The 20,944-nt window shown below is 63.4% G+C and carries 16 protein-coding genes; 12 read left to right on the top strand and 4 right to left on the bottom strand.

The features are described from left to right. Nucleotides 1-347 precede the first annotated feature (347 nt). Complete coding sequence (locus tag FH061_RS05420; protein ID WP_151633732.1) at nt 348-2,723, bottom strand: cytochrome P450/oxidoreductase; 2,376 nt, start codon at nt 2,721-2,723, stop codon at nt 348-350. 350 nt (nt 2,724-3,073) lie between these two features. Between FH061_RS05420 and FH061_RS05415 the strand changes: the two genes are divergently transcribed. After that, entirely contained in the window at nt 3,074-5,710 is a 2,637-nt protein-coding gene (locus FH061_RS05415) for a sensor domain-containing protein (protein WP_192804922.1), read from the top strand. A gap of 129 nt (nt 5,711-5,839) precedes the next feature. On the opposite strand, the gene FH061_RS30310 is transcribed toward FH061_RS05415, so the two are convergent. The 3 genes from FH061_RS30310 to FH061_RS05395 form a co-directional block, all read right to left on the bottom strand. Further along, entirely contained in the window at nt 5,840-6,460 is a 621-nt protein-coding gene (locus FH061_RS30310) for a hypothetical protein (RefSeq protein ID WP_225984493.1), read from the bottom strand. 127 nt (nt 6,461-6,587) lie between these two features. After that, on the bottom strand, nt 6,588-7,766 hold the full coding sequence (locus FH061_RS05400) for a YsnF/AvaK domain-containing protein (RefSeq protein ID WP_151633726.1): 1,179 nt from the start codon (nt 7,764-7,766) through the stop codon (nt 6,588-6,590). Nucleotides 7,767-8,000: 234 nt separating this feature from the next. Then, nucleotides 8,001-8,831, bottom strand: coding sequence for an IclR family transcriptional regulator (locus FH061_RS05395; RefSeq protein ID WP_151633724.1), 831 nt, complete (start codon nt 8,829-8,831; stop codon nt 8,001-8,003). Between the two features lie 235 nt (nt 8,832-9,066). On the opposite strand from FH061_RS05395, the gene FH061_RS05390 reads away from it, so the two are divergent. The 11 genes from FH061_RS05390 (at nt 9,067) to FH061_RS05340 (ending at nt 20,919) form a co-directional block, all read left to right on the top strand. Next, on the top strand, nt 9,067-10,038 hold the full coding sequence (locus tag FH061_RS05390) for a Bug family tripartite tricarboxylate transporter substrate binding protein (protein ID WP_151633722.1): 972 nt from the start codon (nt 9,067-9,069) through the stop codon (nt 10,036-10,038). Nucleotides 10,039-10,299: 261 nt separating this feature from the next. Next, nucleotides 10,300-11,499, top strand: a complete 1,200-nt coding sequence (locus FH061_RS05385) for an NnrS family protein (protein WP_151633720.1) — start codon at nt 10,300-10,302, stop codon at nt 11,497-11,499. Nucleotides 11,500-11,678: 179 nt separating this feature from the next. Then, nucleotides 11,679-12,131 (top strand): RrF2 family transcriptional regulator, encoded by a 453-nt coding sequence (locus tag FH061_RS05380; protein WP_151633718.1) that lies wholly within the window; start codon nt 11,679-11,681, stop codon nt 12,129-12,131. 293 nt (nt 12,132-12,424) lie between these two features. Further along, nucleotides 12,425-14,041 carry an AMP-binding protein gene (locus FH061_RS05375; RefSeq protein ID WP_151633716.1) on the top strand — a complete coding sequence of 539 codons (1,617 nt, stop codon included), beginning with the start codon at nt 12,425-12,427 and terminating at the stop codon, nt 14,039-14,041. A gap of 127 nt (nt 14,042-14,168) precedes the next feature. Next, entirely contained in the window at nt 14,169-16,598 is a 2,430-nt protein-coding gene (locus tag FH061_RS05370) for a bifunctional salicylyl-CoA 5-hydroxylase/oxidoreductase (RefSeq protein ID WP_151633714.1), read from the top strand. Continuing rightward, complete coding sequence (locus FH061_RS05365) at nt 16,595-17,386, top strand: SDR family NAD(P)-dependent oxidoreductase (RefSeq protein ID WP_225984492.1); 792 nt, start codon at nt 16,595-16,597, stop codon at nt 17,384-17,386. The genes FH061_RS05370 and FH061_RS05365 overlap by 4 nt, the downstream gene beginning before the upstream one ends. Before the next feature lie 10 nt (nt 17,387-17,396). Then, nucleotides 17,397-17,981 carry a MarR family winged helix-turn-helix transcriptional regulator gene (locus FH061_RS05360; protein ID WP_151633712.1) on the top strand — a complete coding sequence of 195 codons (585 nt, stop codon included), beginning with the start codon at nt 17,397-17,399 and terminating at the stop codon, nt 17,979-17,981. Between the two features lie 12 nt (nt 17,982-17,993). Then, complete coding sequence (locus FH061_RS05355) at nt 17,994-18,848, top strand: enoyl-CoA hydratase family protein (RefSeq protein ID WP_151633710.1); 855 nt, start codon at nt 17,994-17,996, stop codon at nt 18,846-18,848. Between the two features lie 30 nt (nt 18,849-18,878). Beyond that, nucleotides 18,879-20,060: an acyl-CoA dehydrogenase family protein gene (locus FH061_RS05350; protein ID WP_151633708.1), complete on the top strand. Its 1,182-nt coding sequence runs from the start codon at nt 18,879-18,881 to the stop codon at nt 20,058-20,060. Beyond that, a complete protein-coding gene (locus tag FH061_RS05345) occupies nt 20,057-20,530 on the top strand; it encodes an acyl-CoA thioesterase (RefSeq protein WP_151633706.1) in 474 nt (157 codons plus the stop codon). The genes FH061_RS05350 and FH061_RS05345 overlap by 4 nt, the downstream gene beginning before the upstream one ends. After that, nucleotides 20,527-20,919 carry a RidA family protein gene (locus FH061_RS05340; RefSeq protein ID WP_151633704.1) on the top strand — a complete coding sequence of 131 codons (393 nt, stop codon included), beginning with the start codon at nt 20,527-20,529 and terminating at the stop codon, nt 20,917-20,919. Before FH061_RS05345 ends, FH061_RS05340 begins: the two co-directional genes overlap by 4 nt. The last annotated feature ends 25 nt before the right edge of the window (nt 20,920-20,944 follow it).

The following is a 20,944-nucleotide window of genomic DNA, read 5'->3' as shown; positions in this document are numbered from 1 at the left end:
TATCTTCGCTGCCTTGCGTAAAGATGAGTAGCAATAACTGGTGGATATATCCACCGGATCAGAAATTTTTATGTGCATGACAGGCTGCAGTCATGACAGGGCGCGGGACAATGGCGCTTCGGAAAAGCGGAGCGGTCGGATGCTGATAAATCTCAAGGCATCGGGCGAAAGCCTCGCCGGGGCGGATTGCGGATCCTTGCAAGGACCGCGGGCGCGAACTTGAAAAGTTTGCGCAGGGATGGCCGAACACCTGCCGGCGCGACCGCCGACAGGTGTTCATTCAGACAGGCAGACCGGCATACCGGCATACCGGCAGAGAAGCCGGCCTTCAGCCAGCGGACCGGGCTTCAGAGTTCGAGGGTCAGCTTGGTGCCGGCCGCGCGCGAGCAGCAGGCCATCATCTTGTTGTTCGCTTCCCGTTCGGAGCGCGTCAGGACCACGTCGCGGTGATCGACCTGTCCGGCGAGCACGCGCACTTCGCATGATCCGCACAGCCCTTCGCCGCAGTCGCTCTGCACATCGATGTTGGCGCCGCGCAAGGCCGCCAGCAGGGTCTGGTCGGCCGGCACCGTCAAGGTGATGCCGGAGTCCTTGAGTTCCACTTCGAACGCATGTTCCTTCGCCGGGTCCAGCGTGCCGCGGCTGGATTCGAAATGCTCGATGCGCAATGCGTCTTCCGGCCAGGAGGCGCAGCACTGTTCCAGCGCCTCCAGCATTCTCAGCGGACCGCAGGCATAGATATGCGTGCCGGCTTCGGGGGAAGCGAGCAGCGCGGAGAAATCATTGCGCCTTCCCTCATCCCTTGCATACACCTGGAGGCGGTCGCCATGCAGCTTCGCCAGTTCATCCAGATACGTCATCGTCGAGCGCGCGCGCCCGCTGTAATGCAGCACATAGTCGATGCCGAGCTCCCTGGCCCGCCGCGCCATCGCGATGATGGGGGTGATGCCGATGCCGCCGGCGATGAAGATGACTTTTTTCGCGGTCTCGTCGAAACGGAAATGATTGCGCGGTCCGCGAATCTTGAGTCGGTCTCCCGGCTTGAGCTCGCCATGAATCCAGCGCGAGCCGCCCCGGCTTTCCGGTTCGCGCAGCACGGCGATCTCCAGCGTGCGCGGATCGGAGGGATCGCCGCAGAGCGAATACTGGCGGGAAAGTTCCGGCGTTCCGCATTCGACATCGATATGCGAGCCCGGCAGCCAGCGCGGCATCGGCCTGCCGTCCGGCGCCGTCAGACGCAGGCGCATGATCTCGCTGGTGAGCGGGGTGACGCTGTCGACCACGACGGTGCGGCTGATCGCATGGCCGGACGGCTCGCCGATGCGCACCGGCGATACCGATTCCAGCAAGCCGGGATTGGCGCGTTCCGGATTCTGCGCCGGGTCCCATTCCACCCAGAGATGCTCCGGCCCCCGGAACGAGGTGTTCGGCACATAGGTGAAGCTCTGCTCGCACAGGCGCATGTGCGGCAGGCGCCTGGTGAGCTCCTCGAGGAAGATCTGCATTTCCATGCGCGCCAGGTTCTTGCCCATGCACTGGTGCGCGCCATAGCCGAAGGTGAGGTGGTCGCTCGAATTGGCGCGGCGGATGTCGAGCATGTCGGCGTCATCGAAGTGGCGCTGGTCATGGTTGGCCGATGCCATCACGATCAGCAGCCTGGAGCCTGCCGGAATGTCGATGCCCCCGATCCTGACGTCCCTGGTGGCCAGCCGCCGCCACGCCGGCACGGAGCCGTTGTGGCGCAGGCATTCCTCCACCGCATTCGGTATCAGGCTCGGGTCTTCGCAGATTTCGCGCCAGGCGGTCGGATGCTGGAGCAGCAGTTTCAGCGCGTTCGCCGTGGCGTTGGCGGTGGTCTCGTGCGCGGCGACGATACCGGCCATCATCATCGAGTGCAGGTAGGAATCGGTGACGACATCGGGATAGTCGGCCTGCTTGCGGATGCCGTATTTCATCCAGCCGGGGCCGGACGGGTCCTGCCGCATCTTGTCGAGTATCTTGCCGGCCAGCTGCCAGAAATTGCCGACCGCATGCGCCACCTTGAGCTGCTCTTCCGGTTTCGGGCGGCCCCAGGTGTTGACCGTATGGGCAATCGAATACTGGCGCAGCCTGTCCATGTCTTCCTCGGGCACGCCAAGGAAGTGCAGTGCTACCGTCAGCGGCACTTCCCACAGCATCTGATCGACCAGGTCGGCCTTGCCGTCATCGATGAAACGGTCCACGTAGGCGCGGGCCAGTTCGCGCACCATGGGTTCGTGGTGCTTGAGGGCTTCCGGCGTGAACGGTTCCATCAGCACCCGCCGGCGCGCCATGTGCGCCGGTTCGTCTTCATTGACCAGGGTGCGGTTCATCGCATAGTTGTAGGAAGCCAGCACGGCATTGGCTTCTTCGCTGGTGGGCGTGATCTTTTCCAGCGCGATCGAGGGGCTGAAGGTCAGGTTGTCCCTGAATACTGCCTTGATGTCGTCATAGCGGGTAATCACCCAGTAGCCGAGCTTGGGGCTGAAGAAAACCGGCTCTTCCTCGCGCGCCCAGCGCACGTATTCGGGCGGATCCTGCTGGTACGCGTCTTCAAACGGATCGAAGCCGGCGGCGCGCGGGCTGATCGGGCATCCGGTGGGTGCGCGCATTGCCGAGAGTGCCTGGTGGTCGATGGGGCAGGCGGGAGCGCCGGCGGAAGATGCAGAAGGTACGGAAGACGAAGAAGAATCGGAGGTATTCATGGGAAGTCCTTCCATTGGTATGACACCATTCGTTGCCTTTGGAAAAGCCTGTTCCTGCTCCGTAGAACATGGCCTTCATGGCATGCAACATCGAATCTACGCGCGCCAGCGATCGCCAACCATCTGCGCTTACGCGTTTTGCGTAATCATACTACGTTATGCGTAATTGAAAAGCACTCCATGAAAGAAACGGCCGGGAACCGTTGAGGTTGCAATTTCTCTATCGTGTAGCAGCCATCAGTTGTTTCAGGAGCCTGCTTGAAGAGGCGCCTCGGGCAGCTGCCGTGAGGACTCGCTTCAGGAGCTTGTTTTGAAAGTGGAATCTTTCCCATTCGCCAATGTTGAACAGCATGCGCCCCATACAGACCCATGAACTCGCAGTCGCTGCTGCCGCATTCGAACTTGCTCCCTATCCTCACGTACTGATTGCTCCCGACATGAGTGTGATCGGGGTGAACGAAGCTTATCTGCAGACGACGCACAAGCCGCGAAAGGAGATTCTCGGCGCCTATCTGCACACGGTGTTTCCCGGAGACGCAGCGGACTCCGGCCGCACGGATTTCGACTCCCTGATTGCCTCTGTGGAAAAAGTGTTCGCAAGCGGTGCGCCCGACACCATCATGTTCCTGCCCGGACGGGTGGCCGGTCCTGCAGCGGCCAACGGCATGGCGGAAGAAGAGCGCTGCTGGACAGTGACCAACACGCCCGTGCCCGGCGATGACGGCAAGGTGGCATTCGTGATCCAGACGCTGATCGACGTCAGCGAACTTTATGCGCTGCAAGGCGCAGTCCAGGCCGCCAATGCCGAACACGATTTCGGCCTGCTGACGGCGGACAACATCACCAGTCCCGGAACGGCCATCGCCGAACTGCACCAGGCCTTTGAACATGAGCGAACGCGGCTGCGCCGGATCTTCGAGCAGGCGCCGGGGTTCATTGCCGTATTGCGCGGGCCCGAGCATACCTATGACATCGTCAACGAGGCTTACTATGGCCTCGTCGGTCACCGTGAACTGATAGGAAAACCCGTGAAGGATGCCCTCCCCGAACTGTCCGGGCAAGGCTATCTGGAATTGCTCGACAGGGTGTATTCCTCGGGGAAGCCGTTCGTCGGAAAGAAGATGCTGGTGCAATTCAACAAGACCCCCGAAGGGCCGATGAGCGACATCTACGTCGACCTGCTGTTCCAGCCACTGTTCGGCGCCGACGGCCAGGTGTCCGGCATTTTTGTCCAGGGCCATGACATGACCGAGCAGAAGCTGGCCGAAGATGCGCTCAGGCTCAGCAACGACCGCTGGAAATTCGCCATCGAAGGAGCGCGCGACGGCGTCTGGGACTGGCATATTCCGACCAATGAAGTGATCTTGTCTTCTCGATGGAAGGAAATTCTCGGCTATGAGGATGGCGAGGTCGAGAACCGCTTCGAGGAATGGGAAAAGCGCGTTCATCCCGAGGATCTGCCGGTGGCGATTGCCGCCTTGCAGGCGAGTTTCACGGGAAAGCCGTACATCGTCGAACATCGGCTCAAGTGCAAGAACGGAGAATGGAAATGGGTTCTGGCACGGGCGGTGGTGGTGGAGAGGGACGAGCAGGGGCAGCCCATCCGGATTACCGGCACCATGATGGATATTTCGGAAAAGAAGGAATCCGAGGAATTGATCTGGCGGCATGCCAGTTTTGACTCGCTCACCGGCTTGCCCAACCGGCGCCTGTTCCGCGACCGCCTGGAACATGAAATCAAGAAGGCGCGCCGGCTGGATTCCGACATTGCCCTGTTCTTCATCGACCTCGACCGCTTCAAGGAAGTCAATGATCTGCTGGGGCATGACGCGGGGGACAAGCTGCTGAAGCAGGCTGCCATCCGCTTGAGGCAATGCGTGCGCGAATCGGATACCGTCGCCCGCCTTGGCGGCGATGAATTCACCATCATCCTGAGCGAGCTCAATGATGACGGGCACATCGAGCAGGTCGCGCAGAAACTGATATACGCCATCAACGAGCCGTTCAATCTGGATGGCGACATCGCCTATGTATCGGCCAGCATCGGCATCACCATCTATCCCGTGGATGGAAACGGCCCTGAAGAACTGATACGCAACGCCGACCAGGCCATGTACGCAGCCAAGAGCGCGGGCCGCAACCAGTATTGCTTCTTCACCAAGGCCATGCAGAAGGAGGCGCGGCGGCGACTCAAACTTGCCAGGGACCTGCGCGATGCGTTGAGCAACAACCAGCTGCATGTGCATTTCCAGCCCGTGGTCGACATGCAATCCCGGAAGGTGGTCAAGGCCGAAGCGCTGCTGCGCTGGGATCATCCGACGCTGGGCTGGGTGCCGCCGGCAAAGTTCATTCCGTTGGCGGAAGAGACCGGTCTGATCCATGAGATAGGCGACTGGGTCTTCAAGCAGGCGGTCGCGTTTTCGGTCCGCTGGGCGAAGGCGACCGGACATCCTTTCGAAATCAGCATCAACCGCTCGCCGGTACAGTTCGCCGCCGAGTCGAGCGACTCCGTATGGGTCGCCACGCTCAAGGACAGCGGCCTGCCGCCCAACAGCATATCGGTCGAAATCACCGAGGGGGTTCTGCTGAATGCCTCCGCGCAAGTGGCAGAGACGCTCCTGCAATACCGCGACGCCGGCATCCAGGTCGCGCTCGACGATTTCGGCACCGGATATTCCTCCATGTCCTACCTGCTGAAGCTGCATATCGATTATCTGAAAATCGATCAGTCCTTCGTGCGGGACATGGAGAAAAATCCGGGCAGCCGCACCATCGCGGAAACCATGATCGTCATGGCGCACAAGCTCGGGATGAAAGTGATTGCGGAAGGTATCGAGACGCTGGAACAGGAATTCCTGCTGCGGGAAGCGGGCTGCGACTACGGCCAGGGCTTCCTGTTTTCCAAGGCCATACCGGCGGAAGGATTCGAGCGGCTTCTCGTCCTTGGCTGGGGCAGGGAAGCGGATTCATCCGGCGTCTGGCACTGAGCCTCTTTTCAGGCCGCCATCAAGCCCTCATGTGGAAAAGCAGCCCCTTCCCCGCAAGCGGGAAAGGGGCAGGTAGCCAGAGAGCAATTGCGATGGCGATGGCGGGAGGTCCGCTACCGCCATTTTTCCTCAGCGGCCGCGCTGCGACATCTTGCCCAATGCAATGGCAAGGGCCGCGCCGCCCAGTGCCTTCACCAGGCCGGGGTTTTGCGCATAGAAGCGGCTCATCTGGTCGATGACGCCGGGGTTTTCACGTTCGGCATGCCGGGCCAGTTCCTCGAATTCCTCGGGACGCATGCGTTCCATGTCTTCCGGACGCACGCGCATCTGCTGCTGGCCGCCGCCCATCGCGCCGTTGAGCAGGCTGCCGAGGATGCCGCCGCCCATGCCACCGCCGAGTGCGCCGCCCAGGCCTCCGCCAAGGCCACCACCCAAGCCGCCACCCAAGCCGCCACCCATGCCCCGGTTGAGCATGGCGCCGACGACCGCAGGTCCAAGCGTGGCCAGCAACTGGTTCATCATGCCCGCGCGCTGGTTGGGATCGGCCTGCCCGAACATCTGGCCGACCATGTTGGGGAAGGGCGGCGTCTGATCCGAGCGAAATGCTTCGTTCAGGCCGTCAGCCAGGTCGTCGTGCGGCGAATTCTGTGCTACCTGGTCGAAGTGGTCTTCGATGTCGTTCGGCGGCTGGTTCGGATTGACGCCGCCGTACTGCTGCAAGATGTTTCCGATGTCAAAACCTAGTCCCATGATGCTCTCCTTCGAATTGGGTAAATCGGCGAGACAGGCGGGCCGTGCCGCAGCCCCGCAAGTGACTTGAATGGCTTGACACTGGCTGATGCTGTCATCAGCCAGTGTCAGTCCTGGACTGCGTTCTTCAGTGACGGCGATTGCCTGTCACCCGTTCCGCGCCGTAACGCACGGCGTCCTTTACCTTGTCCCAGGTGCTTCCCGGATGGTTCGATTCCCAGTCGCTGCGCAGCTGCGGTTCGACGTCCGACCACTGGTAATTCTTGTAGCGGTCGCTGCCGGCCATGGTGGTGCCATAACGATAGGCCGCGTCGTAATCCTCATAGCGTCCGCCGGACGAACCGTAGGTGGTCTGCCAGTGGCGGCGGAACTCGTCATCGCCGCCGGCCAGGCTGCTGCCCGCTCCAAGCTGCTCGACCTCGACATCGGTGCGGCGCAGGGTATCGTTGATGTCCTCGGTACGTTGCGTGACTTCCTTGCCGACCACGACTTCCTCGACGACGCGCGCGGTCTTGGCCACCACGGCTTCCTCGTCCGTCTCCCGCAGTTCGACCGAACCTTCCTTGAATGCCGCCAGGTCGGCCTGCGTGGCCGGCTTGTCGACGGCATGACGTTCCACCTTGATTTCCTCGTCGCGCAGCTGGACGGTTTCCCGCACCGGAATATCGCGCACCCGCTTGATGACCCTCACGCCGCCGCGCTGCACTTCGCGCTTGCCGACCTGCAGCTGCTCTTCGATAACCGGAATGCGTGTTTCGCCCGTGGTTGCAGTGGTCGCGGTAGTTGCGGTGCCTGCCGTTGTCCCCGACGAACGCAGGCTGGCGTAGCTGGCCCGTTCCTTCGTAATCTCATCCCTGGAATAGCGCGGCGCGGATGCGTCGTGGCTGGTCCATCCCTGAGTCTTCCAATGGCTTACGCGCTCGTCGATGTCGACCGGATTGAAGCGATTCATGATGTCGGTCGCACGATCGATCTCGGTCTGGCTATTGACGTTTACCGTCAATACATAGCTGCCGCGGCGTACCGACTCGGCATAGGTATCATGATGGCCGGTGTTCTCGTCACCGCCGAACAGGGAGTAGAAGAATCCGCGAATGCCGCTGTGCGCATCGCTGGTGGAAGAGCTGGTGCCCGAAGACGTCGTTCCATCGTCATCCCTCTCGGGATTGAGCTGAACGTCCGAACGGCTGAAGCCCGAGGAGAGAAGTGCCTGCACCGCGGATTCCGCTTCCGAGAAATTGTCGTACACGCCTACTACGGTATCGTCAGAGGTATTGTTGCCGGTATCACTGGTTGTCAATGCCATGATCGTTCTCCTTGCTGCTGCGAAAATTGGCTGGTGGCGCAGCTAACGGTTGAAGAAATGCCAATAAGCGAATATGAGGCCATTCAAGGACAGAGGTTCATTTTCGAGACATGACAAGACAAGACCACTTTCAGTCTTGTTCAAATTCAATGATTGCAGACAATTTAGGCATGTGCAGACCCGTCCCTGCATGCTGCTGAGGGGAACGGGTCTGCGCCGGCCATTCACTCCAGGCTATGGTTGAGTAGCCGCCGCGCCGGAAGGTCTGGCCTCAAAGCCGAGCGCCATGCTGATATTGCTTGCCTCGCCGTTGACGAGGGACACGATGCGGCCGTCATGGGCGGTGTCGAATCCACCGCTGGCACCCAGTGCGGTCAACACCGCCGTCACCCGCCCGGTGTGATCGAAGATGGGCGAGGCCACGGCGCTGATGCCCGGGAGCAGAGTGTCATTGATGACGGCGTAGCCTTGGGTCCGGATGGACTTGCGCAGGTTTTCCACCGGATTTCTGCCGTGCAGGGAGGCACGCTGCTCGCGGGTCGCCTGGGCGAATTCCTCGCTTGCCAGCGCCTGGATGCGGGCGTCGTCCATGTAACTGAGGAAGACCTGTCCTGTGGCCGACCACAGCATCGGCAGCACCGAACCGGCGCGGACATTGATCGTCACCGGCAAGCCCGGCTCTTCGAAGCGCAGGATGGTAGGCCCCTTGTTGCCCATGACGGCAATGAAGCAGGTCACCTGCAGCTCTTCGCGCAGGCGCTTGAGCGCAGGCTCGCCCAGCCTGATCGGGTCGCATTGCCGCAGCGCCGCCAACCCGATCCGGATCGCTTCCTGTCCAAGGCAATAGTGCTGTGTGGACGGGTCCTGAAACACCAGCCCTTCCTGGCTCAGGCTTGCCATGTAACGATGGACCTTGGCCGTGCTTTCGCCGACTTCGGCCGACACGGCGGTGAGGCTGGCGGCACCGCCGAGGCGGCCGAGGGCCTTGAGTATGCCCATTCCCATTTCGGCCGACTGCACCCTCTGGCGCCTTTCCGGCAGACGTTGTGGCACCTGCTTTGTCATTGTTGATTCTTTCCTGTGCGTTCCGGTCAATGACCATGATTATGCCGTGCAATAACGGACGGGCCCGGACATCCTGCCTTGCATCCCGCTTTGCCGCCGTGCATGACATCGAACAAGATAGGGCATCGTCAGGGCATGACAGTAGATTATTTTACGATTAGCGTAGTAGTATTACGCAAAAACGCGGCAACATAACAATCAACAATGGCGTCCCACCAATTTTCAGGAGAAGAATGTGAAGAAAATAATTGCTGCCTGCCTGCTTACGCTGCCGGCATTGATTGCGAGCACCACCGCGCATGCGCAGGCCTATCCCAGCAAGACGATCCGCTGGCTGGTGCCGTATCCGCCGGGCGGCGGTTCGGATTTCCTGGCGAGAACGGTCGGCCAGACGCTCTCCCAGCAGATCGGGCAACCCGTCGTCATTGAAAACAAGGCCGGCGGCAATACCGCCATTGCCGCTGCCGAAACGGCGCGTTCCGCGCCCGACGGCTATACCATCCTCAATGCCGACAACGGCACCATGGTATTCAACTCGGCGCTGTACTCCAAGCTGACATACAACCCGGAAAAGGACCTGGCGCCGGTAACGCTGATGGGCCGCTTCCCGATGATTCTCGTTGTCGGCCCGGCGTCGGATGCCAAGGATGCGAAGGATTTCATCGCCAAGGCCAAGGCCCGTCCGGGCAGCGTGAACTACGGCTCCGCCGGAGCCGGCAGTCCGCATCATCTGGCCATGGAATTGCTGAAGGTGAATGCCGGCCTGCACATGGTCCATATCGCTTATCGCGGCGCCGCGCCTTCGCTCAACGATGTCGTCGGCGGCCAGATCCCGGCCATGATGGTTGACCTCGCGGCCGGAGGCGGCTTCATCAAGAGCGGCAAGCTGCGCCCGCTCGCGGTGGCGAACCCGACCCGCCTGCCGCAGCTGCCGGACGTGCCGACCTTCGCCGAACTCGGCTACAAGAACGTGGAAGCGGCGGCGCTGGTCGGCGTGGTGGCGCCGGCCGGCCTTCCTGCCGACGTGCTCAATACCCTGAACAAGCAGATCGTCAGCGCGATCAATCAACCCGCCGTCAAGCAGCGCCTCATCGAATTCGGCGTCGAACCGGTGGGAAGCACGCCGCAGCAGTACACCGACCTGCTGCGCAGCGAAACCGTGCGCTGGCACAAGCTGATCAAGGATCAGAAGATCACGCTCGACTGAGCGCAGCAAGCAGCAATCCCGGTTTGCGGATGGAGTTCGCCTTCGTCCGCAAACCGCGCCGCGACCCTCCCGAGATTTTCCTTCCCGGGCATTCCGGTCAAGGCCGCCGGCGCATTGCCAGTGCATGGGGCGGCCTCGCGCGTGAATGATCCAGATCAAATTCCTGAAAATTATTGTGCCGCGTCCGGCGCTTATTTCAGTTGCCCGTCGCGCATGCCCTCATTTAAGATGCATAATTAATGCATCTTAAATGAGACTGACATGGCACTTATCACCATTGAAGGCGGCGTCCTCGACGGGCGCGAGCCGCAATCCCGGAACCGGCCGCTGTTTCGCCTCGGCTTTCGCCCCTTCTATCTGCTCGGCGCCGCCTTTGCCGCAGTCAGCGTACCGCTCTGGATCGCACATCTGTATGGCTGGCTGCGGCTGTCGGCCAACATCACGGCGAGCTGGCATGCGCATGAAATGGTGTTCGGATTCGCCGCCGCCATCATCATCGGTTTCATGTACACCGCCGGCCGCAACTGGACCGGCCTCTGGACGCCCCGCGGCAAAACGCTGGCCGCCATCTGCGCGGTATGGCTGGCGGGCAGGGCGGCGATGCTGTTTGCCGGTCCGGCGGCGGCGGCAGTTGCAGACATGGCATTCCTGCCGGTGGCCGCTTATCCCTTGTATCAGGTGCTCAAGCGGGCGGGCAACAAGCGCAACATGATGCTCATCGTCCTGCTTGGCCTGCTGACGGCCTGCAACGCCGGCTACCATGCTGCGGCCCTCGGCTGGACACAGGCATCGCCGACGACCTTCGTGGAAGCGGCGATCCTCGTCATCGTCATCATCGAAGCCATCATCGGCGGCCGGGTGATTCCCATGTTCACCAGAAACGGCGCGCCCGGTTCCGCGCCGGTCATCGATGACCGGCGCGATCGCATCGTGATGGGTGCAACGCTGGCCGCCGCGGCCGGCATCGTCGCCGGCGTTCCGGGGCCGCTGATGGGCGCGCTGGCCACCTGCGCCGCGGTTGCCCAGGCGACCCGCCTGTTCGGCTGGAGGCCGGCGGCATCGCTGCGCCATCCGCTGTTGTGGATACTGCATCTTTCCTATGGCTGGATTCCGATCGGGTTCGCGCTCATGGCATTGCATGCGTTCGGCATCGTTGCGCAAAGCGCGGCGCTGCATGCGCTCGCGGTGGGATCCATGGCCGGTCTCATCATCGGCATGATCACCCGCACCGCGCTCGGCCACACCGGGCGGCAACTGAAGGCGGGACGCATCGAAACCGCGATGTATGTGCTGATACAGGCCGGCGCGGTGGCGCGCGTCGCCGCCGCTCTCGGCATCGACCCGAGCGGCATGATCGCGCTGCTCGCGGCCGCCGTCTGCTGGAGCGCGGCCTTCGGACTGTATCTTGCGCTTTACGGCCCCTACCTGTTCGCCGCGCGCGTCGACGGCGGCGAAGGCTGAGCGTGCGGGCAAGAACGGCTGGTTCGGATGGCCGGCTTTCCTTGCGTCACGGACCGGCCTGCACAGCGGCGGGCAAGTGGCAGGCAGCGACAGGCAAGCGCAGGCAACAGCTCGGCGCCCGCATAAAGCTGTAAAATACATGCGTCTTATTGCACCAGCAGACCAACAGGCGGCCCCAAATGCGACTGACCAGCTATACCGACTACGCGCTTCGTACCCTCATGCACCTGGCCGCCAATCCCGATCGACTGGTCACGATCAGCGACATCGCCGACACACACGGCATAGCAAAAAATCATCTGACCAAGGTGGTGCACCAGCTGGGCGTGCAGGGCTTCATCGAAACCGTGCGCGGCAGAAGCGGCGGCCTGCGCCTCGGACGCAATCCGAAGGACATCCGGATCGGCGATGTGGTGCGGCAGACCGAGACCGACTTCTACATGGCCGCCTGTTTCGATGCCGAAGACCAGGGTTGCGCCTATTCATCAGGCTGCGGCCTGAAAGGCGTGCTCTCCCGCGCCACCGATGCCTTCCTCGGCGTGCTCGATGACGTCACGCTCGACAGCCTGATGCCGAAGAAGGGCCGCACGCTGAAGGGAATAGAAATCCGCGGGACGAAGCTGCCGGCCTGAGCCCGGTCCCCCGACGCACCGACCTCGAACGCAGGTACTCCGGAAAACACGCGGACATGTTCCGCGTGTTTTCATTTGAAGCACTCCCGAACCGCCCCCTCTCTCTATCTCTCCATGCAATTCCATTGACAGGCGTCAACATGAATATGCCATGCCAAAAAGCTTGAAGCCAAAATAGTTTAGAGTTAAAGTATATTGCGGTCTGCGGAATCGCAGCTTGCAGCAGCGTTTGTAACGGTGTTTGTAGCAGTGCAGCCTCGGTATCCCGACCATGCTGACCATGAGGAGCGGACATGAAGCACACGAAGCAGATGGACAGTTTTGCCATGGACAGCCTTCCGCCAAGGGAACAGTGGCCCGAGTTTCTGTTCGACCTGCCGGAACTGCATTACCCGGCACGGCTGAACTGCGCAAGCGAACTGCTCGACAAGGCCGTGGCGGCGGGACTCGGCGACAAGCCGGCATTGCGCAGCCGCTCGGAAACATGGACCTATGCCGAGCTGCTCGACAAGGTCAACCGCATCGCCGGCGTGCTGACCGAAGACATGCGGCTGATTCCGGGTAGCCGGGTGCTGCTGCGCGGCGCCAACCACCCCATGATGGCCGCCTCGGTTCTCGCGGTATGGAAGGCGGGATGCATTGCCGTTCCGACCATGCCGCTGCTGCGCGCGCCGGAACTGGCGGTCATCATCGACAAGGCGCAGGTCGGCGCGGCCTTGTGCGCCGACGGCTTGAAGGACGAACTGGAAAAGGCGCGCGAGCAGAGCGGCATGCTCGGGCAAGTCGTCTATTTCGGCGGCGAAACATCCGAAGGCCTGGAACAACTGATGAGCTCCAGGCCCGCACAATTCGAGGCGGCGGATACCTCCGCGGAAGACGTCTGCCTGATCGCATTCACGTCAGGCACGACCGGCAAGCCGAAGGGGACGATGCACTTCCATCGCGACATTCTCGCCGCCTGCGATTGCTTCCCGAAATCCGTGCTGCAGGTGCAGCAGGACGACATCATCATCGGCACGCCGCCGCTGGCGTTCACCTTCGGCCTCGGCGGCCTGCTGCTCTTTCCGCTGCGCGCCGGCGCCACGGCGGTGCTGCTGGAAAAACTGACGCCGGAGACGCTGATGCAGGCGGTACAGGAATTCCGCACCACCATCTGCTTCACCGCGCCCACCTTCTACCGGCAGATGATTGCCTTCGCCGATCGCTACGACATTTCCAGCCTGAAGAAATCGGTGTCCGCCGGCGAAGCCCTGCCCACCGCCACGCGCGATGCCTGGCAGCGCGCCACCGGCATCGCGATGATTGATGGCATCGGTTCCACCGAGATGCTGCATATCTTCATCTCGGCGTCGGGCGCCGACATCCGCCCGGGCGCGGTCGGCAAACCGGTGCCGGGCTACCAGGCCTGCGTGCTCGACGATGAAGGCCGACCGCTCGGTCCCGGCAAGACCGGCCGACTCGCGGTGCGGGGACCAACCGGCTGCCGCTACCTGTCCGATCCGCGCCAGGCCAATTACGTGCAGCATGGCTGGAACCTGACCGGCGACGCCTTCGAGATGGATGCCGACGGCTACTTCTGGTACCGGGCGCGCACCGACGACATGATTATTTCCGCCGGCTACAACATCGCCGGCCCCGAAGTGGAAGATGCGCTGCTCAAGCATCCCGCGGTTGCCGAATGCGCGGTCATCGGCGTGCCGGACGAGGAGCGCGGGCAGATCGTGAAAGCCTATGTCGTGCTCAAGCAGGGCGGCGCGCCGTCGGCGGAACTCACCAGGCAGCTGCAGGATCATGTGAAGCAAAGCATCGCACCGTACAAGTATCCGCGCGCCATCGAATACCGGGATGCCTTGCCGCGCACGGAAACCGGAAAGCTGCAGCGCTTCAGGCTGCGGCAGGAAGCAAGTTGAGAGCGGACGGACAATCGATGGTCAGCTGAAGACAGATGAAGGCAGCTGACCTAGCGCCAACCAGGAACTGATAGCCGGAACACGCAGCCGCGATCCCGGCAACCGGGCAGCAAAGGATGAAGACCCCATGAAAATCGTTTGTATCGGCGGCGGACCCGCCGGGCTGTATTTCAGCCTGCTGATGAAAAAGCAGAACCCGCGCCATGACATCACGGTGATCGAGCGCAACCGTCCTTACGACACCTTCGGCTGGGGCGTGGTGTTTTCCGACCAGACGCTGGGCAACCTGACGGCTGCCGACGAGGACACGGCGCGCACGATCCTGCGCTCCTTCAATCACTGGGACGACATCGAAGTCAATTTCAAGGGCAAGACCATACGCTCGAGCGGCCACGGTTTCTGCGGCATCGGCCGCAAGCGCCTGCTCAACATCCTGCAGGAACGCTGCGAACAGCTCGGCGTGAAGCTGGTGTTCGAAACCGATGTCGGCGACGACCGGGAAATCGCCGCTACCTACGATGCCGACCTGGTGATCGCCAGCGACGGCCTCAACAGCCGCATCCGCAACCGCTATGCCGACACCTTCCGACCCGAGGTCGAAACGCGCAACTGCCGCTTCGTCTGGCTGGGCACGAAGAAACTGTTCGATGCCTTCACCTTCGCCTTCGAGCAGACCGAACACGGCTGGTTCCAGGCGCACATCTACCAGTTCGACGGCGACACATCGACCTTCATCGTCGAGACGCCGGAAGACACCTGGAAGAAGGCCGGGCTCGACGCCATGAGCCAGGAAGAGGGCATCGCCTTCTGCGAGCGATTGTTCGCGCGCTATCTCGACGGCCATGCCCTGCTGAGCAATGCGAAGCATCTGCGCGGTTCGGCCATCTGGATCAATTTCCCGCGCGTGGTCTGCAATACCTGGGTGCAGTGGAACGAGATCCAGGGCAGGCGCGTTCCGGTGGTGCTGATGGGCGACGCCGCGCATACCGCGCATTTCTCCATCGGCTCCGGCACCAAGCTGGCGCTGGAGGATGCGATCGAACTGGCGAACTGTTTCAGCCGGCACGGCGGCCATGCCGAGGATGGAAAGGAGACGCGGCATGCGCTCGAGCAGGTGCTGGAAGACTACCAGTCGCTGCGTTCGGTCGAAGTGCTGAAGATACAGAACGCCGCGCGCAATTCCATGGAATGGTTCGAGAACGTGGACCGCTATTCCCGCCTCGACGCAGAGCAGTTCGCCTACTCCATGCTCACCCGCAGCCAGCGCATCTCGCATGAGAACCTGCGCCTGCGCGATCCGGAATATGTGCGGCGCTATGAAGACTGGATCGCCGGGCGCGCCTTCGCCCAGGCCGGGCTGGAGTATGTTCCGCCCGCCGGCGGCAAGAGCATCCCGCCGATGCTCACGCCTTACCGCCTGCGCAACACGGTGCTGAAGAACCGAATCGTGGTGTCGCCGATGGCACAGTATTCCGCCGTCGACGGCGTCGCGGGCGATTATCACCTGGTGCATCTCGGCAGCCGCGCCATGGGCGGCGCCGGCATGGTGTTCGCCGAGATGACCTGCGTCGCCGCCGATGCGCGCATCACGCCCGGATGCCCGGGGCTGTATGCGCCCGAGCATACGGCCGCCTGGAAGCGCATCGTCGATTTCATTCACCAGAGCACCGATGCCAGGATCGCGGTACAGCTCGGCCATGCCGGACCCAAGGGATCGACCCGGCGCGCCTGGGACGGCATCGACCTGCCGCTCGACGACGGCAACTGGCCGCTGGTGGCCGCATCGGAACAGCAATACATCGAGGGCGTATCGCAGGCCGCGCGCGCCGCCACGCCGCAGGACATGGAGCGCATCCTCGCGGAATTCGTCAGCGCCACGCGGGCCGCTGCCGAAGCCGGCTTCGACTGGCTGGAACTGCATTGCGCCCACGGCTATCTGCTGTCGAGCTTCATCTCGCCGCTGACCAACAAGCGCAGCGATGAATACGGCGGCACCCTGGAGAACCGCTGCCGTTTCCCGCTGCAGGTGTTCGCCGCCATCCGCGCAGCCTGGCCGCAGGACAAGCCGATCAGCGTGCGCATCTCGGCGCATGACTGGGTCGAGGGCGGCATCACGCCGGCCGACGCGGTGCACATCGCCAGGCTGTTCAAGGACGCCGGCGCCGACATGATCGACTGCTCTTCCGGCCAGGTCAGCAAGAAGGAGCAGCCGGTCTACGGGCGCATGTTCCAGACGCCGTTCTCCGACCGCATCCGCAACGAAGTCGGCATTCCCACGATCGCCGTCGGCGCCATCTATGAAGCCGATCATGCCAACAGCATCATCGCCGCCGGCCGCGCCGACCTGTGCGCGATCGCCCGGCCGCACCTGGCCAATCCCGCCTGGACGCTGAATGAAGCGGCGAAGATCGGCTACACCGGCATCGAATGGCCGAAGCAGTACCGGCCGGCGAAGATACAGCTGGAACGCAATCTCGAACGCGAGCGGCAGATGGCCGCCGCCAGCAGCGGCCTGACGCCGCAGCAGATCGCGGCCCGCCTGATGGAGGGCACATGATGCCCGGGGAACACAAGCCAGGCCCATTGAGCGGCAAGCATGCGCTGGTGACCGGCGGCGGACGCGGCATCGGCGCGGCGATCGCCCGCGCCTTGCTGGAGCAGGGCGCCGCCGTCAGCCTGCTGGGCCGCAACCGGCAGACGCTCGATGCGGCGGCGCGGGAATTGGCGGCCGTGGGTGAGGTGGCATGCTTTGCCGCCGATGTCGCCGATAGCGATGCGGTTGCCGCCGCATTTGCCGCCGCCGCCCGGCGCGGCACGGTCGACATTTTGGTCAACAATGCGGGGCAGGCGCACTCCGCGCCCTTCCTCAAGACCGATGCGCAGCTCTGGCGCGAAATGCTGTCGGTCAATCTCGAAGGCACCTTCCACTGCACCCGGGCCGCGTTGCCGGGCATGCTGGAAAAGGGCTGGGGACGCGTGGTCAACATCGCCAGCACCGCCGGCCTCACCGGTTATGCCTATGTGTCGGCCTACTGCGCCGCCAAGCATGGCGTGATCGGCCTGACCCGCGCGCTGGCGCTGGAACTGGCGACCAAGGGCGTGACGGTGAATGCCGTCTGCCCGGGCTATACCGACACCGACATGGTCAGGGAAACGGTGGCCAACATCGTGCAGAAGACCGCGCGCAATCCCGAGCAGGCCCGCGCCGAACTCACCGCCGGCAATCCGCAGAAGCGCCTGATCGCGCCCGAGGAAGTCGCCGGCGCCGTGGTCTGGCTGTGCCTGCCGCAGTCGTCGGCGATGAACGGCCAGGCCATCGCCGTGGCCGGCGGCGAAATCATGTAAGGAAGCATTCATGCCACGCAAGACAATCACGACGGCGGTACAGGACACCGGGCAGAGGACGGTGCAGAAGACCGAGCAGCGGACTGAGCCCGACTCCGCGCGGATCTTCGATCTCGAAAGCCGGCTCGACAAGAATCATCACCAGTCGCTGCGGCTGTGGCTGCGCATGCTGTCCTGCACGGTGCTGGTCGAAGACCGCATACGCTCCCGGCTGCGCGGCGAATTCGGCATCACGCTGCCGCGCTTCGACCTGATGGCGCAGCTGGAACGCCATCCGGAAGGCTTGCGCATGGGCGAGCTGTCGAAACGGATGATGGTCACCGGCGGCAACATCACCGGCATCACCGACCAGCTGGAACAGGAAAAGCTGGTGGTGCGCGTGCCCGACCCGAACGACAGGCGCGCCTACAGCGTCAAGCTCACGCCCGCCGGGCGCCGCGCCTTCAGCCGCATGGCGGCGGTGCATGAAAGCTGGATCGAGGAAATGCTGGGCGGCCTGACCGCCGGCGAAAAAGCCGCGCTCATCGAGCTGCTGTCCAAGATCAAGCATCACCTCAACGGCCCCGAGGCCGGCGACAAAGATAACCAGGAATAACGAGGAATCCACATGCGCTACCTGCCAGGAGAACCACAACAATTGCCGGGCAACCGGACATCGCTTGCCGGCTACGAGGCGCGGCACTTCCGCTTCGAAGTCAAGGAGCGCGTCGCCACGCTCACGCTGGACCGCCCGGAACGCAAGAATCCGCTGACCTTCGATTCCTATGCCGAACTGCGCGACCTGTTCCGCGAGCTGTCCTATGCCGACGACATCAAGGCCATCGTCATCGCCGGCGCCGGCGAAAACTTTTGCTCGGGCGGCGACGTGCACGACATCATCGGTCCGCTCACCCGACTCGACATGCCGGGCCTGCTCGCCTTCACCCGCATGACCGGCGACCTGGTGAAGGCGATGCGCGCCTGCCCGCAGCCGATCGTCGCCGCCATCGACGGCATCTGCGCCGGCGCCGGCGCCATCCTCGCGCTGGCGTCCGACATCCGCATGGGCACCGCGCGCAGCAAGACCGCCTTCCTGTTCACCCGGGTCGGACTGGCCGGCTGCGACATGGGCGCCTGCGCCATCCTTCCGCGCATCATCGGGCAGGGCCGCGCCTCGGAACTGCTGTACAGCGGCCGCGCCATGGGCGGGGAAGAGGCGGAGCGCTGGGGCTTCTTCAACCGTCTCGTCGCGCCGGAGAGCCTGCTTGCGGAAGCGCAGCAGTTTGCCGGCCAGCTTGCGCACGGCCCGACCTTCGCGCACGGCATGACCAAGAAAATGCTGCACCAGGAATGGAACATGGGCGTGGACGAGGCGATCGAAGCCGAAGCCCAGGCACAGGCGATCTGCATGGCGACCAATGATTTCCATCGCGCCTATCATGCCTTCGTCGCCAAGCAGAAGCCGGAATTCGAAGGCGATTGAAAAAACAAAGAACAGGAAACGGGAAACGACATGTCCGACAAAACCTACCTGAACTGGCCCTTCCTCGACGGCCGCCACCGCGAACTCGAACAATCGCTGGATGACTGGGCGAGCGGGCACATCAGCCAGCAGCATGAAGCCGATGTCGATGCCGCCTGCCGTGCGCTGGTGCGCGAGCTCGGCGCGGCCGGCTGGCTGCGGCATGCGGTCGGCGGCACGGCATTCGGCGGCGTCGGCGAGGCCATCGATACGCGGGCCATCTGCCTGATCCGCGAAACCCTGGCCCGCCATTCCGGCCTGGCGGATTTCGCCTTCGCCATGCAAGGCCTCGGCTCGGGCGCGATCACGCTGTACGGCAGCGAGGCCCAGAAGCGCAGCTACCTGCCGCGCGTGGCCGCCGGCGAAGCGATTGCCGCGTTCGCCCTGTCGGAGCCGAATGCCGGCTCCGATGTCGCCTCCATGCAATGCGCCGCCGTGCAGGAAGGCGACAGCTATGTCCTGAATGGAGAAAAAACCTGGATCTCCAACGGCGGCATCGCCGATTTCTATGTCGTCTTCGCCCGCACCGGCGAAGCGCCGGGAGCGCGCGGCATCTCCGCCTTCGTGGTCGATGCCGATGCGCCGGGCCTGGAAATCGCCGAGCGCATCGAGGTGATCGCGCCGCATCCGCTGGCGCGGCTGCGCTTTGCCGACTGCCGCGTGCCGGCATCGAGCCGGCTCGGCGCCGCGGGCGAGGGCTTCAAGGTGGCGATGGCCACGCTCGATATCTTCCGCACCTCGGTGGCCGCCGCCGCGCTCGGTTTCGCCCGGCGCGCGCTCGACGAAGCGCTGCGGCGCGCCGGCACGCGTTCGATGTTCGGCCAGGTGCTGGCCGATTTCCAGCTCACCCAGGCCAAGCTCGCGCAGATGGCAACCGGCATCGATGCCTCCGCATTGCTGACCTACCGCGCCGCCTGGCAGCGCGACCAGGGCCAGCGCGTCACGAGGGAAGCGGCCATGGCGAAGATGACCGCCACCGAAACCGCGCAGCAGGTGATCGATGCGGCGGTGCAGATGTTCGGCGGGCTTGGCGTGGTCAGCGAACAGCCGGTCGAACGGCTCTACCGGGAAATCCGCGCATTGCGTATCTACGAAGGCGCCACCGAAGTGCAGCAGCTCATCATCGCGCGCGAGATGCTGCGCGATCCGGGGGCTGCAAGGGCGGCGGCATGACGATCGACGCGCATGACGGCGAGGTGTTCCGCCGTCATATCCCGGTGCGCTTCGGCGACTGCGATCCGGCCGGCATCGTGTTCTATCCGCGCTATTTCGAAATGTTCAACGGCGTGGTCGAGGACTGGTGCGCGCAGGAACTCGGCATCAGCTTCCGCGACATGCACCTGCGCCAGCACTGGGGCCTGCCCACCGTGCACCTGGAGACCGACTTCATCGCGCCCAGCGAACTCGGCGAAGTCCTGCAGGCCTGCCTGCAGGTGCGGAAACTGGGCCGCTGCTCGCTGCATGTGGCGATGCGGCTGCTCGGCCCCGACGGCGGCGAGCGCGTGCGGGCGAAGCTGGTGCTGGCCGCAATGGACCTGCGCGAGCGCCGCGCGATGCCGCTGCCGACGGAAGTTGCGCGGCAGGCCGCCCGCTTCCGCGCTGCGGACGCAAACGACAACAAAGACGAGAAAGGACCAGCATGAACATCCTGCAACCGCCTGACTGGGCGCGCCCGAAAGGCTATGCCAACGGCATTGCCGCCAAGGGCAAGATGGTATTCGTGAGCGGCATGATCGGATGGGACAAGGACTGCCGCTTCCAGGCGACGGATTTCGCCGGGCAGGTGCGGCAGGCGCTGCAGAACGTGGTCGAGGTCCTGAGGGAAGCCGATGCCAAGCCGGAGCATATCGTGCGCATGACCTGGTATGTGGTGAACAAGAAGGAATACGTCGGCGCCTACAGGGAAATCGGCGAAGCCTACCGCGACATCATCGGCCGCCATTACCCGGCGATGACGGCGGTGCAGGTCACCGCGCTGGTCGAGGACCAGGCAAGGGTCGAGATCGAGGTGACAGCGGTCGTTCCGGACTAGTCCGATAAGTTGCATCGCGGTCCCG

Source organism: Noviherbaspirillum aerium (genome assembly GCF_008929045.1).
Classification (GTDB): Bacteria; Pseudomonadota; Gammaproteobacteria; order Burkholderiales; family Burkholderiaceae_D; genus Noviherbaspirillum; species Noviherbaspirillum aerium.
Note: the sequence above shows the minus strand (reverse complement) of the source record. Positions and strands in the feature narration are given on the sequence as shown.